This is a genomic window from Streptomyces sp. NPDC093111 (assembly GCF_040683955.1).
Taxonomy (GTDB): domain Bacteria; phylum Actinomycetota; class Actinomycetes; order Streptomycetales; family Streptomycetaceae; genus Streptomyces.
The window spans coordinates 147,299-161,230 of record NZ_JBFBNW010000005.1 but is presented as its reverse complement, the minus strand read 5'-3'; the positions used below and the strand labels follow the sequence as shown (position 1 = coordinate 161,230).

General features: G+C 72.8%; 15 protein-coding genes. 3 read left to right on the top strand and 12 right to left on the bottom strand.

Annotated elements, in window-relative coordinates; translation table 11 throughout:
- Nucleotides 1–93 precede the first annotated feature (93 nt).
- The 8 genes from glsA to AB0Q96_RS10030 form a co-directional block, all read right to left on the bottom strand.
- Entirely contained in the window at nucleotides 94–1,380 is a 1,287-nt protein-coding gene (gene glsA / locus AB0Q96_RS10065; RefSeq protein ID WP_365323585.1) for a glutaminase A, read from the bottom strand.
- Between the two features lie 56 nt (nucleotides 1,381–1,436).
- Nucleotides 1,437–1,832 (bottom strand): nuclear transport factor 2 family protein, encoded by a 396-nt coding sequence (locus AB0Q96_RS10060; protein WP_365323583.1) that lies wholly within the window; start codon nucleotides 1,830–1,832, stop codon nucleotides 1,437–1,439.
- A gap of 92 nt (nucleotides 1,833–1,924) precedes the next feature.
- On the bottom strand, nucleotides 1,925–2,491 hold the full coding sequence (locus tag AB0Q96_RS10055; RefSeq protein ID WP_365323581.1) for a hypothetical protein: 567 nt from the start codon (nucleotides 2,489–2,491) through the stop codon (nucleotides 1,925–1,927).
- Nucleotides 2,488–3,666, bottom strand: a complete 1,179-nt coding sequence (locus AB0Q96_RS10050; protein WP_365323579.1) for an ROK family glucokinase — start codon at nucleotides 3,664–3,666, stop codon at nucleotides 2,488–2,490. Before AB0Q96_RS10050 ends, AB0Q96_RS10055 begins: the two co-directional genes overlap by 4 nt.
- A gap of 36 nt (nucleotides 3,667–3,702) precedes the next feature.
- Nucleotides 3,703–4,533 (bottom strand): ATP-binding cassette domain-containing protein, encoded by an 831-nt coding sequence (locus AB0Q96_RS10045; protein WP_365323577.1) that lies wholly within the window; start codon nucleotides 4,531–4,533, stop codon nucleotides 3,703–3,705.
- On the bottom strand, nucleotides 4,530–5,594 hold the full coding sequence (locus AB0Q96_RS10040; RefSeq protein WP_365323575.1) for an ABC transporter permease: 1,065 nt from the start codon (nucleotides 5,592–5,594) through the stop codon (nucleotides 4,530–4,532). Before AB0Q96_RS10040 ends, AB0Q96_RS10045 begins: the two co-directional genes overlap by 4 nt.
- Nucleotides 5,591–6,574: a sugar ABC transporter substrate-binding protein gene (locus tag AB0Q96_RS10035; protein ID WP_365324043.1), complete on the bottom strand. Its 984-nt coding sequence runs from the start codon at nucleotides 6,572–6,574 to the stop codon at nucleotides 5,591–5,593. The genes AB0Q96_RS10040 and AB0Q96_RS10035 overlap by 4 nt, the downstream gene beginning before the upstream one ends.
- 137 nt (nucleotides 6,575–6,711) lie before the next feature.
- Entirely contained in the window at nucleotides 6,712–7,431 is a 720-nt protein-coding gene (locus AB0Q96_RS10030; protein WP_365323573.1) for a GntR family transcriptional regulator, read from the bottom strand.
- Nucleotides 7,432–7,631: 200 nt separating this feature from the next.
- On the opposite strand from AB0Q96_RS10030, the gene AB0Q96_RS10025 reads away from it, so the two are divergent.
- Nucleotides 7,632–8,630: a Gfo/Idh/MocA family oxidoreductase gene (locus AB0Q96_RS10025; RefSeq protein WP_365323571.1), complete on the top strand. Its 999-nt coding sequence runs from the start codon at nucleotides 7,632–7,634 to the stop codon at nucleotides 8,628–8,630.
- A 40-nt stretch (nucleotides 8,631–8,670) separates the two neighbouring features.
- On the opposite strand, the gene AB0Q96_RS10020 is transcribed toward AB0Q96_RS10025, so the two are convergent.
- Nucleotides 8,671–9,522 carry a LysR family transcriptional regulator gene (locus tag AB0Q96_RS10020; RefSeq protein WP_365323570.1) on the bottom strand — a complete coding sequence of 284 codons (852 nt, stop codon included), beginning with the start codon at nucleotides 9,520–9,522 and terminating at the stop codon, nucleotides 8,671–8,673.
- Nucleotides 9,523–9,690: 168 nt separating this feature from the next.
- Here AB0Q96_RS10020 and AB0Q96_RS10015 point away from each other — a divergent pair, with 168 nt between their 5' ends.
- Entirely contained in the window at nucleotides 9,691–10,416 is a 726-nt protein-coding gene (locus AB0Q96_RS10015; RefSeq protein WP_365323568.1) for an SDR family NAD(P)-dependent oxidoreductase, read from the top strand.
- A 40-nt stretch (nucleotides 10,417–10,456) separates the two neighbouring features.
- On the opposite strand, the gene AB0Q96_RS10010 is transcribed toward AB0Q96_RS10015, so the two are convergent.
- From AB0Q96_RS10010 to AB0Q96_RS10000, 3 genes are read right to left on the bottom strand one after another with little or no spacing between them, the layout of a single operon-like run.
- Nucleotides 10,457–11,635, bottom strand: coding sequence for a cytochrome P450 (locus AB0Q96_RS10010; RefSeq protein WP_365323566.1), 1,179 nt, complete (start codon nucleotides 11,633–11,635; stop codon nucleotides 10,457–10,459).
- A 9-nt stretch (nucleotides 11,636–11,644) separates the two neighbouring features.
- On the bottom strand, nucleotides 11,645–12,328 hold the full coding sequence (locus tag AB0Q96_RS10005; protein ID WP_365323564.1) for a response regulator transcription factor: 684 nt from the start codon (nucleotides 12,326–12,328) through the stop codon (nucleotides 11,645–11,647).
- A complete protein-coding gene (locus tag AB0Q96_RS10000; protein ID WP_365323562.1) occupies nucleotides 12,325–13,554 on the bottom strand; it encodes a sensor histidine kinase in 1,230 nt (409 codons plus the stop codon). Before AB0Q96_RS10000 ends, AB0Q96_RS10005 begins: the two co-directional genes overlap by 4 nt.
- A 156-nt stretch (nucleotides 13,555–13,710) precedes the next feature.
- Between AB0Q96_RS10000 and AB0Q96_RS09995 the strand changes: the two genes are divergently transcribed.
- Nucleotides 13,711–13,932, top strand: a complete 222-nt coding sequence (locus tag AB0Q96_RS09995; protein ID WP_365323560.1) for a hypothetical protein — start codon at nucleotides 13,711–13,713, stop codon at nucleotides 13,930–13,932.

Sequence of the window (13,932 nt, the reverse complement as noted above, 5' to 3'; positions counted from 1 at the left end):
TGTTGACGCATGCGTGCTCCGGATGGGCGTCATGAAAGCCGTCGCGCTCGGGGAACGTCAATGCTGTTGTCGTAAGGCCGCCCCTCGCGCGGCTCAGGCTCCGTCGCCGCCCGCCCAGGTCAGCGCGGCCTCCCGGGTGTCGAACTCCTCCCAGGTCCGCGGCTGTCCCTCCGCCGCCTCCTCGAAGGTGAGCCGGGTGGCGACGGCGACGCGGTGGCCTCGGCGTACGAGGTCGGCCAGGACGGCGGACAGGGCGGTCGCCGGGCCCGGGAGCACGCCGGAGACCGCCGTCAGGTCCAGGACCAGCCGGCCGGCGGCGGGCGGGGTGAGGTCGCGCAGGGCGTACAGGAGCGCTTCGGTCTCGGTGAACTCCAGGGTGCCCTGGGCGGTGACGACGCCGATGCTCCGGCCCTCGCGTTCGACGCGTTCGACGCCGGTGACGGTCGCCGCGCGGAGCCCGGAGTTGTGCATGATGTGCAGCCCGAAGCGCCCGGACATCTCGCCGAGGGCCGCCACGGCCCGGACCGGGTTGCCGGAGGCGTCGAGCGGGGGACTGTGGACGGCGACGCCGAAGCGGCCGGGGCTGGCGGCGATGAGGCCGCCCGAGACACCGCTCTTGGCGGGCAGGCCGACGTCCAGGAGCCACTGCCCGGCGCCGTCGTACATGCCGCAGGTGGCCATGACGGCGAGGGTGCGGACGGCGTCGGGTTCGGCGACGACCCGGACGCCGGTGACGGGGTTGCGGCCGCCGTCGGCGAGGGTCGCGGCCATGACGGCGAGGTCGCTCACGGTGACCCGGACCGCGCACTGCCGGAAGTACGTGTCGGCGGCCTCCGCCGGGTCGGCGCGCAGGGAGCCGGCCGAGCGCATCAGGTAGGCGAGGGCGCGGTTGCGGTCGCCCGTGGCGGCCTCGCTGGCGTAGACGTCCTCGTCGACGTCGAGGGGGCGGCCGGCGAACGCGGACAGGCAGGCGAGGACGCGGGCGAAGCGTTCGGCGGGACCGTCGGCGCGGACGAGGGCGGTGGTGGCGATGGCGCCGGCGTTGATCATCGGGTTGGCCGGGCGGCCGGTGCCGGGTTCCAGGCTGATGGCGTTGAACGCGTTGCCGCTGGGCTCGACCCCGACGTGGCGCAGGGTCTCGCGCGGGCCGAGGTCGCCCAGGGCGAGGGCGTAGACGAAGGGCTTGGACACCGACTGGATGGTGAACGGGCTGTCCGCCTTCCCGGCCCGGTACACGTGTCCGCCCATGCTGACCAGGGCGAGGCCGAAGTCGTCCGGGTCGGCCCTGGCCAGCTCGGGGATGTAGTCGGCGACCTTCCCGTCCCGCAGGCCGCCGAGTCTGCGGTGGATGTCGTTCAGGGATTCGGTCACCGGATCCACGGCACCGGACCTTCCTCGCGCGGGAGTGCTGGCGAGACAGATCCTTTCCCCGCCGGTCAGGAAAGCTCCGCCGCCTCGCGGGCGATCCGCTCGAACTGGGCCCCCATGGCCTCGGCGAGCGCCTGGGCCGCGGAGAGCGGGCGGACCATGACGGTGAAGTCGTCGATCCTGCCGTCCTCGTCGAAGTGGAGGAAGTCGCAGCCCTGGATCCGCCGGCCGCCGACGGTCGCGGTGAAGACGAGGGCGTGGTCGCGGCCGCCGGGGTCGGCGATCTCGCGGACGTAGCTGAAGTCCTCGAAGACGCGCAGCACGGCGCGCAGGATGGCGGCGGTGATCGCCTTGCCGGGGTACGGCTTGAAGGCGATCGGGCTGGTGAAGACGACGTCCTCGGCGAGCAGCGCCTCGATGGCGGCGATGTCGCGGGCCTCGACCGCCGTGCGGAACGGGTGCATGGGAAACGTACCCCTCAATACTCAACGAGTTGATTAGGTACGTCGGACAGTACTGTCTCGCCGGACGCCCGACAAGGAGCGGTGGCCGCGCCTCAGGGCGAGGTCGCGGAGACCACGTACACGCGCGGGAAGGCCGGGTCCGTCAGGTCGACCGTGATGTCGCTGGTGGGGCGCGGCTTCTCGTGGGTGACGGTCGTGCCGGTCCAGGCGTGGGCCGGCACGAAGTCCCAGCCGACGATGCCGGCGTCGTGGTCGCCGACGGTGACGCCCGGGGTCAGCGCGGAGCGGCTGGTGCCGCTGTCGTGGAGGTAGCTGTCGAGGCCGTTCGCGGTGGTCGTGAACTGGACGTAGAGCCGGCTGGTCTTCCAGTTGCTGGTCTCGTAGTAGCTGACGTCCCAGGCGCCCGTGGGGACGGGGATCTCGAAGACCCGGCGCTTCATCTGGGAGGGCCAGTTGTCCTGGAGCCCGGCCGCGGAGGACTCGCGCTCCTTGTCGCGGCCGCTGTCGCGGCTCTGACCGGCCGAGATGACGAGGTAGCCGGCCGGGATGCCGACGAGGAGCACGATGGTGATGGCGGTGAGCCAGCGGCGGCGCAGCATGTGGCGCCGGTCCTCGGGGAGCTTTCCGTCCTGGGGGGCCGTCGGGTGGGGCAGGGTCATGAAGGCGGGTCCTGGGGGTTGCGGGGGTCCCGGTCCGTCGCGGGGACCCCGCGCAGGACCTGGGCGTAGCGGCCGTAGCGCTCGTAGCGCTCGACCCGGCGGCGGTTGGCGCGGCGGAAGCGGCGGGCGACCAGCCGGGCGAGGTCGGCGGCGCCGACCATGCCGGCCTCGGGGCCGAGCTGGGCGCGGGCGATCCGGGCCTCGGGGCGGTAGCCGCGGCCGGTGAGGTGGCGGCGGAAGGCGTCCCTGGCGGGGCCGATGAGCAGGTCGTCGGCGGCCGAGACGCCGCCGCCGATGACGAAGCAGGAGGGGTCGAGCGCGGCGGCCAGGTTGGCGATGCCGACGCCGAGCCACTGGCCGATGTCCTGGAGGAGCTCGACGCACATGGCGTCGCCCTCGCGGGCCAGCTCGGTGATGAGCGGGCCGGTGATGTCGGGGACGTTGCCCTTGACCCGCTCGATGATGTTGTACGCGACCGGGGAGTCGGCCGCGGCCAGCTCACGGGCCTCGCGGACCAGCGCGTTGCCCGAGCTGTACTGCTCCCAGCAGCCGCGGTTGCCGCAGGGGCAGCGGTGCCCGCCGGGGACCACCTGCATGTGCCCGAACTCGCCGGCCACCCCGTACTTGCCCCGCTTGACCTGGCCGTCCTCCAGGATGGCGCCGCCGATGCCGGTGCCGAGCGTGATCATGACCAGGTGGTCCTCGCCGCGGCCGGCGCCGAAGCGCCATTCGGCCCAGGCGGCGGTGTTGGCGTCGTTGTCGACCATGACGGGGACGGCGAGCCGGTCCTGGAGCGCGTCGCGCAGCGGCTCGTTGCGCCAGGCGAGGTGGGGGGCGAAGAGCACCCTGGCCCGGTCGGCGTCCACCCAGCCGGCCGCGCCGATGCCGACGGCGTGCACGTCGTGCCGGTCGGACAGGTCGAGGACGAGCTCGGTGATGGTGTCCTCGACGACCTTGGCGCTCTTCGACTTGTCGGGCGTCTCGGTCTTGATCTTCTCCAGGATGTTGCCGTCCGCGTCGACGACGCCGGCCATCACCTTCGTACCGCCGATGTCGATGCCGACGGTCGGCACCCGCGGCGCGGTGAGGTGCGAGCGCCGCTCCCGGGTGCCGACGGTCCGCAGGACCGTGCCGCGAGCCGAGCCGCGGTGCGTGAGGTCACGGTAGGTACTCATCGGCTCGATTCTGCCAGCAGTGGCGTGTGGGGCGCGTTACGAAGCGGAGGTCGGTCCGGAGGGGCGTTCCAGCTCGTGGCGCAGGTCCTCCAGCTCGCTGCCGCCGGCCATCTGGCGGGTCAACTCGTCCAGGGTGACGGAGTTCTTGGTGTGGCTGCCCGCCATGACACCGCGCTTCAGGAGCACGAAACGATCACCCACGAGATACGCGTGGTGCGGGTTGTGGGTGATGAGGACCACGCCGAGGCCCTGGTCACGTGCGGCGGCCACGTACTTCAGGACCACCCCGGACTGCTTGACGCCCAGCGCGGCCGTCGGCTCGTCGAGGACGAGGACCTTGGCGCCGAAGTGGACGGCCCGCGCGATGGCCACGCACTGCCGCTCGCCGCCCGACAGGGTGCCGATCGGCTGGTCGACGTCGCGCAGGTCGATGCCCATGCGCAGCAGCTCGGTGCGGGTGGTGGCGCGCATCAGGTCGACGTCGAGGCGCTTGAAGGGGCCCTTGCCCTTCGTGGGCTCGGAGCCGAGGAAGAAGTTGCGCCAGACCGGCATCAGCGGGACGACGGCGAGGTCCTGGTAGACGGTGGCGATGCCCCGGTCCAGGGCGTCGCGCGGGTTGGCGAGCTCGACGTCCTCGCCCTCGATGCGGAAGGTGCCGCCGTCGTGCCGGTGCAGACCGGCGACGATCTTGATGAGGGTGGACTTGCCCGCGCCGTTGTCGCCGAGGACACAGGAGATCTCGCCGGCCCGGACCTCCAGGGACACCCCTTCGAGGGCCCGGATGTTGCCGTAGTACTTGCTGACGTCGTCGAGCTCCACGAGGGGAGCGGGCGAGCCGGGGGTGGCTTCCGTGGTCGCTTCAGTCACTTCGTCGCCTCCACGCGCTTGCGGATCCAGGCGTTCAGGAGGGTCGCGAGCAGCAGCATGGCGCCCAGGAAGAACTTGAACCAGTCCGGGTTCCACTCCGCGTACACGATGCCCTTGCTGGTCATGCCGAAGATGAGGGCGCCGACCGCCGAGCCGATCGCCGAGCCGTAGCCGCCGGTGATCAGACAGCCGCCGATGACGGCCGCGATGATGTAGATCAGCTCGTTGCCGACGCCCTCGCCCGACTGGACGACGTCGAAGGAGAACAGCAGGTGCTGGCCGGAGATCCAGGCGCAGAAGGCCACGCCCATGTAGAGGCCGATCTTCGTCTTGAAGACCGGGACGCCGACCGCGCGGGCCGCGTCGGAGCCGCCGCCGACCGCGAAGATCCAGTTGCCGAAGCGGGTGCGGAGCAGGATCCAGGTGGCGACGGCCACCAGGCCGAGCCACCACAGGATGGTGACCTTGAGCTCGACGCCGCCGACGGTCCAGGTCGAGGCGAAGAGCTTCTTGGCGGAGGGGAAGCCCTCCATGTCGGCGATCGACTTGGTGGAGACCGTGCCGCTGATCAGCTTGGTGAAGCCGAGGTTCAGACCGGTCAGCATGAGGAAGGTGCCGAGCGTGATGATGAAGCTGGGCAGTTTGGTGCGGGTCAGCATGAAGCCGTTGAACGCGCCGATGGCGAGGGTGACGAGCAGCGAGACCCCGACGCCGACCCAGACGTTCGCGGTCAGCTGGTAGCTGACCATCGAGGAGATCAGCGCCGAGCTGGTCACCAGCACACCGGCCGAGAGGTCGAACTCGCCGCCGATCATCAGCAGCGCGACCGGCACCGCCATGATGCCGATGGTGGACGCCGCGTACAGCACGGTGCCGAGGCTGGCGGCCTTCACGAAGCTGTCGGCGGCCAGCGCGAAGAAGACGAAGACGGCGAGCGCGCCGACGACCGAGCCGAGCTCGGGGCGGGCCAGCAGCTTCTTCATCGGCGAGGTGCGCAGCAGCCGCTCGTCGACGTGGTCCAGGCCGTCGGCGGGCGCCGGTGGCGGGGCGGTGGCGCTCATCGGGTACCCCGCTCCGTGTAGCCCTTGAGCGCGGCGGCGTCGTCCTTGGTGATGATCTGCGGGCCGGTCAGGACCGGCTTGCCGCCGCCGAGGACGTCGGCGTTGTAGCGGTAGAGCCAGAGCAGGTCGACGGCCTCGTACCCCTGGAGGTAGGGCTGCTGGTCGACGGCGAAGCCGAGGGTGCCGGCGGCGAGCGCGTCGGCGACCTTGGCGTTGAGGTCGAAGGTGTCGACCTCGGCCTTGCTGCCCGCGCTCTTCTTCGCCTGGACGGCGGCGTCGGCGAACGGCGCGCCGAGCGTGACGACGGCGTCGATGGACGGGTCGGACTGCAGCTTGGCGAGGATGGACGCCTGCACGTCGGGCATGTTGGTGCCGTCGACGTAGAGGTTGGTGAGCTCGCCGCCGAAGGTCTTCTTCGCCCCGGCGCAGCGCTGCTCGTGGCCCACGTTGCCCTGCTCGTGCAGGACGCACAGGGCCTTCTTCCGGCCGCGCTTGTCCAGCTCGTCGCCGACCGCCTCGCCCGCGACGGTCTCGTCCTGGCCGATGTGGGTGAGGGCACCGAAGGCCTTGGAGGCGTCGGCTCCGGAGTTCACCGTGATCACCGGGATGCCGGCCTTCACGGCCTTCTGCACGGCCGTCTTCATCGCGTCCGGCTTGGCGAGCGTGACGATGAGACCGTCGACGCCCTTCGCCACGTACGAGTCGATCAGCTGGGCCTGCTGCTGGGCCTCGTCGCTGTGGGCGTAGAGGAAGTTGATGTTGTCCTTGACCGCGGCCTGCTTGGCACCGTTCTGGACGATGTCCCAGAAGGTGTCGCCGTCGCCCGAGTGGGTGACCATGGCGAAGGTCCAGCGGGGGGTGTCCACCGCTGCCCGTCCCTGGGCCGCGGCCGCCTTGCGGGCGTCCTCCGCGCGCTTGCCGCCGGTGCTGCTGCATCCCGCGAGCGCGGCGGTCAGCGCCACCGCGAGCACGGCGGTCAGCGCCACCGCGAGCACGGCGCCGATGGCCGCGCGTACCCCTCCATTAGGAACCCTGGTCACGAGGCCGTGCCCTCCTTTGTGTCCTTCTGCGTGCATTGCAGTATCGGTCATGGGGGTCGCGCGGATCTTCAGGGGGCCTACCCACGGGCCAGCAACTGGAACTCGAAGGAGTAACGCGAGGCCCGGTAGAGGTGCGAACCGAACTCCACGGCACGGCCCGTCGCGTCGGAGGTGACGCGTTCCATCGTGAGCAGCGGCGCGCCCGGGCGCTCGCCGAGCGGCTCCGCCTCCGCCGGTTCCGCGGCGCGCGCCCCGACGGTCTGGCGGGCGCTGTGCAGGGTGAGTCCGGCGGCGCGCAGCAGCCGGTAGAGGCCGGTCGCGGCGACCCCCTCGGCGTCCGCGGCGAGCAGGCCGGCCGGGAGGTGGTTGCGCAGCAGCGCGAGGGGTTCGCCGTGCGCGGAGCGCAGCCGCTCCAGGTAGCGCACCTCGGTGCCCTCGGCGACACCGAGCGCCGCGGCGGCCCGCGGTCCGGCCGGTTCGAGCCGGTCGGCCAGGACCCGGGTGGCGGGCCGCTGCCCGGACGCCTCCAGGTCGTCGTACAGACTGCTCAGCTCCAGCGGACGGCGGACGCTGCTGTGCACGACCTGCGTGCCGATGCCCCTGCGGCGCACCAGGAGGCCCTTGTCGACGAGCGAGCGGATGGCCTGGCGGACGGTGGGCCGGGACAGGCCCAGACGCGTGGCGAGGTCGATCTCGTTGCCGAGCAGGGTGCCCGGGGTCAGCGCGCCGGTCTCGATCGCCGCCTGGAGCTGCCCGGCGAGCTGGAAGTAGAGGGGCACCGGGCTGGCGCGGTCCACGGACAGCGGGAGCGAAGCGGGGTCGGTCGAGGGTGACGGGGAGGGCGAGGACGAGGGTGAGGACGAGGGGGGTGGGTACTGGGGCGGCTGGGGAAGCACGTCCGGGAGCGTAGCCCCGGGGTTCGGCCCCGGGAAGGCGTGGCGTCCTGTTGTCCTGACATTTCCTTGACAGGGAGTCCGTTCCGCACCACCTTGGGGCCATGCGTATCGGACTGATCGGCACGGGACGGATCGGGGCCTTCCACGCGGGGGTGCTCGCCCGGCATCCGGAGGTCGAGGCGCTCGTCCTGGCCGACGCCGACGCGGTGCGGGCGGCCCGGGTGGCGGAGGCGATCGGGGCCGGGGCGGCCCCGTCGGTCGACTCCCTGCTGGAGCACCCGCTGGACGCCGTGGTCATCGCGTCGGCCACCGCCGCGCACGCAGAGCTGATCGGGCGCGCCGCGGCGGCGGGTCTGCCGGCCTTCTGCGAGAAGCCGATCGCCCTGGACGTGCCGGGGACGCTGGAGGCGCTGCGGGCGGTCGAGGCGGCCGGCACCGAGTTGCAGCTGGGCTTCATGCGCCGGTTCGACGCCGGGTACCGGGCGGCGCGGGACGCCGTGCTCGACGGGCGGCTCGGGCGCCTGCACACCGTCCGCGCGGCCACCTCCGACCCGGCGCCGCCGCCCGCCGCGTATCTGCCGCAGTCGGGCGGGCTGTTCCGGGACTGCCTGGTGCACGACTTCGACATCGTGCGCTGGGTGACCGGCCGGGAGGTCGTGGAGGTGTACGCGACCGGGTCGGACGCGGGGCCCGCGATGTTCCGGGAGGCCGGGGACGTGGACACGGCGGCGGCCCTGCTGACCCTGGACGACGGCACGCTGGTGACGGTGACCGGGACCCGGTGCAACGGGGCCGGGTACGACGTGCGGATGGAGCTGGCGGGCGAGCTGGACCAGATCGCGGTGGGGTGGGACGAGCGGACCCCGGTCGAGTCGGTCGAGCCGCTGGGTCCGCGCCCGCCCGCCAAGCCGTGGAGCGGCTTCCTCGACCGGTTCACGCCGGCGTACGAGGCGGAGTTGGACGCGTTCGTACGCCTGGTGCGCGGCGAGCGGGACAACCCCTGCGACGGGGCCGAGGCGCTCGCCGCGCTGCGCGTCGCGGAGGCGTGCGAGCGGTCGCGGCGGGAGCGGCGCGCGGTGCGGCCGGCGGAGATCCCCTAGGCCGTTTCTCCCCGATCCAGCCCGATCCGGAAGAAACGGCCTAGTTCGCGGGCCGGAGGCGGGTCGCGGTGCGGACGAGGTCGGCGACGGGTCGGGATCGGCTGTGGGGTGGCCAGGCGATGACGGTCGTGACGGCCGGCGCGTCCGGCACCGGCACCGTCGTGTGATCGTCGCGCAGGTGGGCCCGGAGGGACTCGGGCACGAGCGCGCAGGCCCGTCCGAGCGCGATCAGCTGGAACAGCTGGGTGTGGTCGCGCACCTGCGGGCCGGGCCCGTCCGGATAGCCCCCGCCCCGTAGCGGCCAGCGTGGCAGGGGCAGTTCCGTCAGGGTGGTGACCTCGGCCATCGACAGGTGGGGCCGGTCGGCCAAGGGGTGCCCCGCGGGCAGGACCACGACCTGCCGTTCGGTGTGCAGGTCCTCGGTGTCGAGTCCGGCCGTCGTGTCGAAGGGCCGCAGGAGCAGGGCGACGTCGGCCCGCCCGTCGCGCACCAGCCTCTCCTGCTCGCCGGGTCCGCACAGCATCACCTCGACGGCGACCGCGCCGGGCTCGGCGGCGTAGGCGTCGAGCAGCTTCGACAACAGCTCGCTGGACGCTCCGGCCTTGGTTGCCAGCACCACACCGGGCCGTTCGGCGGCCGCGCGGCGGGTGCGGCGCTCGGCGGCTTCGACCGCGTCGAGTGCGGCCCTCGCCTCCCTCAGGAGCACCGCCCCGGCCTCGGTCAAGGCGACCGAGCGGGCGGTGCGGTGCAGCAGGACCACTCCGAGCCGCCGTTCGAGCTGCTGGATCGCCCGCGACAGCGGCGGTTGCGCCATGGTGAGCCGCTGCGCCGCCCGCCCGAAGTGCAACTCCTCTGCGACGGCGACGAAATACCGCAGCTCCCGCGTCTCCACCGCGTCATCGTATCCGGCGCTCACCAACCATCGAGATCCGCGTAACCGGCGCTCACCACCATCGACATCCGCGCATCCGGCGCTGACCACGATCGATATCCGTGAGGTATCGCCGTCCACCCGGTCGGTCTTGGACGTCCCGCCCGGGTCGGCAGCACGCTCGACGGCATGAGTGAACGGACGATCGCGCTGGTGACCGGCGCGAACAAGGGAATCGGGTACGAGATCGCGGCGGGCCTGGGCGCGCTCGGCTGGCGGGTCGGTGTGGGGGCGCGGGATCGACGGCGCCGCGACGCCGCGGTGGAGAAGCTGCGTGCGGCCGGGACCGACGCGTTCGGCGTTCCGCTCGACGTGGCGGACGACGCGAGTGCGGCCGCCGCGGCCGAGCTGGTCGCCGACCGCGCCGGCGGGCTCGACGTCCTGGTCAACAACGCCGCGATCACCGGCGGGATGCCGCAGACGCCGACCACGGTCGATCCCGCGACCGTGCGGGCCGTCGTGGAGACCAACGTGGTCGGGGTCATCCGCGTCACCAACGCGATGCTGCCCCTGCTGCGCGCCTCGGCATCGCCGCGGATCGTGAACATGTCCAGCAGTGTCGGCTCGCTCGGGCTGCGGACCACGCCCGGCGTCGACATGGGCCCGGTACCCGCCGCGTACGCGGCGTCCAAGACCTTCCTCAACGCGGTCACCGTCCTCTACGCCGAGGAGCTGCGCGGCACCCGCGTCCTGGTCAACTCCGGCTGTCCCGGCTTCACCGCCACCGACCTCAACGGCTTCCGGGGCGTCCGCACTGCCCGGCAGGGCGCGGCGATCGCGGTGCGCCTCGCCACGCTGCCCGACGACGGACCGACCGGCGGGTTCTTCGACGACGGCGGCACCGTGCCCTGGTGACAGGCTCAACCGCCCTGGATGGAGCGGGTGTTCGCGGGTGTCACCACACGACGGGCAGGCGGCGGGTGCCGCGGATCAGCATGCCGGGGAGCCACTCCAGGGGATCCGCCTCGGGGTCGAGTTCCAGCCGCGGGAAGCGTTCGAGGAGTGTCCGGATCGCTGTCTTGCCTTCCAGCCGGGCGAGCGGGGCGCCCAGGCAGAAGTGGATGCCGTGGCCGAAGGCGAGGTGGCCGCGCGGGTCGCGGCGGATGTCGAAGCGGTCCGGCTCCGGGAAGCGGCCCGGGTCGTGGGCGCCGGCGGCGAGGCCGATCAGGACGATGGCCCCGGCGGGGATCTCGGTGCCGCCGAGGGTGAGCGCCTCGGGGGCGAAGCGGAGGGTCGCGTTCTCCACCGGGCCGTCGTAGCGGAGCCCTTCCTCGATCGCGCCGTCGAGCAGGCCGGGGTCCGCCCGCAGGGCCGCCAGTTGCTCGGGGTGCGTGAGCAGGGCGCGGACCGTGTTGGAGATCAGGTTGACGGTGGTCTCGTGGCCCGCGATGAGCAGCAGGTAGGCGAGGGCCCGGAGTTCGGGCAGGGAGAGCCGGTCGCCGTCCTCGGCGCGGGTGGCGATGAGGGCCGAGAGCAGGTCGTCGGCGGGGCCCGCGGCCCGCTTGTCCTCGATGAGCGCGTCGAGGTAGCCGCCGAAGCCCTCGACGGCCTCCCGGTCGGTCATCGCGCCGGTCGGCGTGACGAGTTCGTTGGACCAGGCGCGGAAGGAGTCGCGGTCGGCGGCCGGGACGCCGAGGAGCTCGCAGATGACGGTGATGGGCAGCGGGAAGGCGAAGGAGTCGACGAGGTCGGCGCGGCCGTCCGGCTCCATCGCGTCGAGGAGTTCGTCGGTGAGCTGCTGGACGCGCGGGCGCAGGGCCTCGACGCGGCGGCCGGTGAACTCGCCCGCGACCAGCTTGCGCAGCCGGGTGTGGTCCGGCGGGTCGACGATGAGCAGGTTGGGTCCGACGATCTCCTCCTCGGGCAGTGGCATGCCGAAGGCGGAGAAGGACTTGGAGAGGCGCTGGTCGGCGAGGGCGGCGCGGGCCTCCTCGTACCCGACGACCAGCCAGGCAGGCATGCCGTCCGGTGTCAGGACCTCGTGGACGGGCCCCTGTGCGCGGAGCTTGGCGTAATACGGGTACGGGTTCGCGGTGAAGTCCGCGCCGTACTCCCCCAGATCGATGACGGACATCGTTCAAGCCTATGCATCGGGCTCGCCCTCGTGAAGATCGACAAGTCCGGCGTCGTGGACGAGCAGGGCGATCTGGACACGGTTGTTGAGGCCGAGTTTGGCCAGAATCCGTGAGACGTGCGTCTTGACGGTGGGGACGCTCATGTACAGGGCGGCGCCGATCTCGGCGTTGGACCGGCCCTGCCCGACGGCGACGGCGACCTCGCGCTCGCGGTCGGCGAGCAGGGCCAGGCGCGCGGTGGCGGTGGTGCGGCGGGGCGGTTCGTGCGCCTGCGCGGCGACGTGGCCCATCAGCTGGCGGGTGACGGCCGGGGAGAGCACCGGTTCGCCGGCGGCGACCCGGCGGACCGCGGTGACGATCTCGGCGGGCGGGGTGTCCTTGAGGACGAAGCCGGCGGCTCCGGCGCGCAGCGCCCGCAGCACCTGCTCGTCGGCGTGGAAGGTGGTGAGGACGACGACCTCGGGGGCTCCGCCGGTGGCGCGCAGCCGTTCGGTGGCGGTGAGGCCGTCGACCCGCGGCATGCGGATGTCCATGAGGATCACGTCGGGGGCGAGCCGTTCGACGAGCGCGGGCACCTCGGATCCGTCGGCGCCCTCGCCGACGATCTCGATGTCCTCGGCGCCGCCGAGCATCAGGGCGAGGCCGCCGCGGACCAGTGGGTCGTCGTCGACGATGAGCAGACGGATGGTCATGCGGGCCACGGTAGCCAGGCCCGCAGGGCGAACCCTCCGTCGGGGGCGGGTCCGTGGTCCAGCCGCCCGCCGGCGAGGGTGGCGCGTTCGGTGAGTCCGATGAGGCCCTGTCCGGAGCCGGGGACCTCGGGGACGGGTCCGGTGGGGGCGGGATTGCGGACCTCGACGGTCAGGCCCTCGCCGGGGCGGCCGCGCAGGGTGACGGTGACCTCGGCGCCGGGGGCGTGCTTGCGGGCGTTGGTGAGGGCTTCCTGGGCGATGCGGTAGACGGTGCGCCCGGTGGAGGCGGGGACGGACCCGGGGTCGGTGACGGTGGTGTCGAGGACGACCCGCATCCCTGCCTCGCGGACCTCCTCGACCAGGGCGTCGAGGGTGGCGAGGGTGGGCTGGGGCCGGTCGGCGGCCTCCTCCCCCGGGGCGCGCAGGACGCCGATGATCTCGCGCAGGTCCTGGAGGGCCTCGTGGGCGCTGTCGCGGATGACGCCGGCGGCGCGGGCGACCTGCTCGGGCGGGGCGTCGGGCCGGAACTCCAGGGCGCCGGCGTGCACGCTGAGCAGGGTGAGCCGGTGCGCGAGGACGTCGTGCATCTCGCGGGCGATGGCCTCCCGGGCGAGCCGCTGGGCCTGCTCGAAGCGCAGTTCGGCCTCGGCCTCGGCGCGCAGGGCCCGGTCGCGCAGGGCCTCGACGAGCTGGCGGCGGGAGCGGACGAGCATGCCCCAGGCGGTGACGAGGAGGATCAGGACGATGCCGAGGCCGATGGCGACGACGACGTTGACGGTGGGGTCGGGCCGGACGAAGACCTGGACGACGGAGGCGCCCGCGGCGAGCGCCCCGATCCAGGCGACCTCGCGGAAGGGGCGCCGTACGCCGACGCTGAACAGACTCGCGAGGACGGCGCCGCTGGCGGTGGGCGCGACGACGCTGACCGCGGAGAGGGTGACGGCGAGCCCGGCGGGCCAGCGGCGGCGCAGCCAGAGGGCGCAGCAGGCGAGGCCGCCGAGGATCTGGTCGGTGAGCGCGACCGGCTCGCTGCTGTATTTGACGCTGGTCTCGGCGGCGAGCAGCCCGACGAAGGCGGCGAGCAGGAAGAGGGTGGTGTCGACGATCCAGTCCCGCACGGTGCGCCGGGGCCGGCCGTGCGGACCGGGCGGCTCGGTCCCGGCGGCCTCGACGAGGTGGGAGGGGAGCAGCCAGGTGTGCCGCTCCGGGCGTGCCGTGCGTGTCATACCGGAAATGTACGCAGGCGGGGGCGGGGAACGCGGGGTGCGGCGGCCGGTCGGATACCAAAGTCGCGGGGGCGTCGACTTCGGTCGTACGGCGGGGTCCGGGCGGGATACCGGTGGCCGACGCGGCCCGCGGCGCGTGTGGATCATGCTCGGGGCATGAAGAGGTTTCTTGAGGTCACGGGTTTTCTGGTCATGGTCTTCGGCGTGTGCGGGGTGGTCCGCGAGCTCACCGACGGCTGGTTCAAGCTGATGGGTCTGACCCGGTTCCTGACGGACCACGTGTGGTTCCTGGAGGGCCGGGAGCTGTTCGCGAACATCGTGATCGCGGCGCTCGGCCTGGTGATCATGGTGGTGTCGGACCGGGTCCCGAAGTCCTGA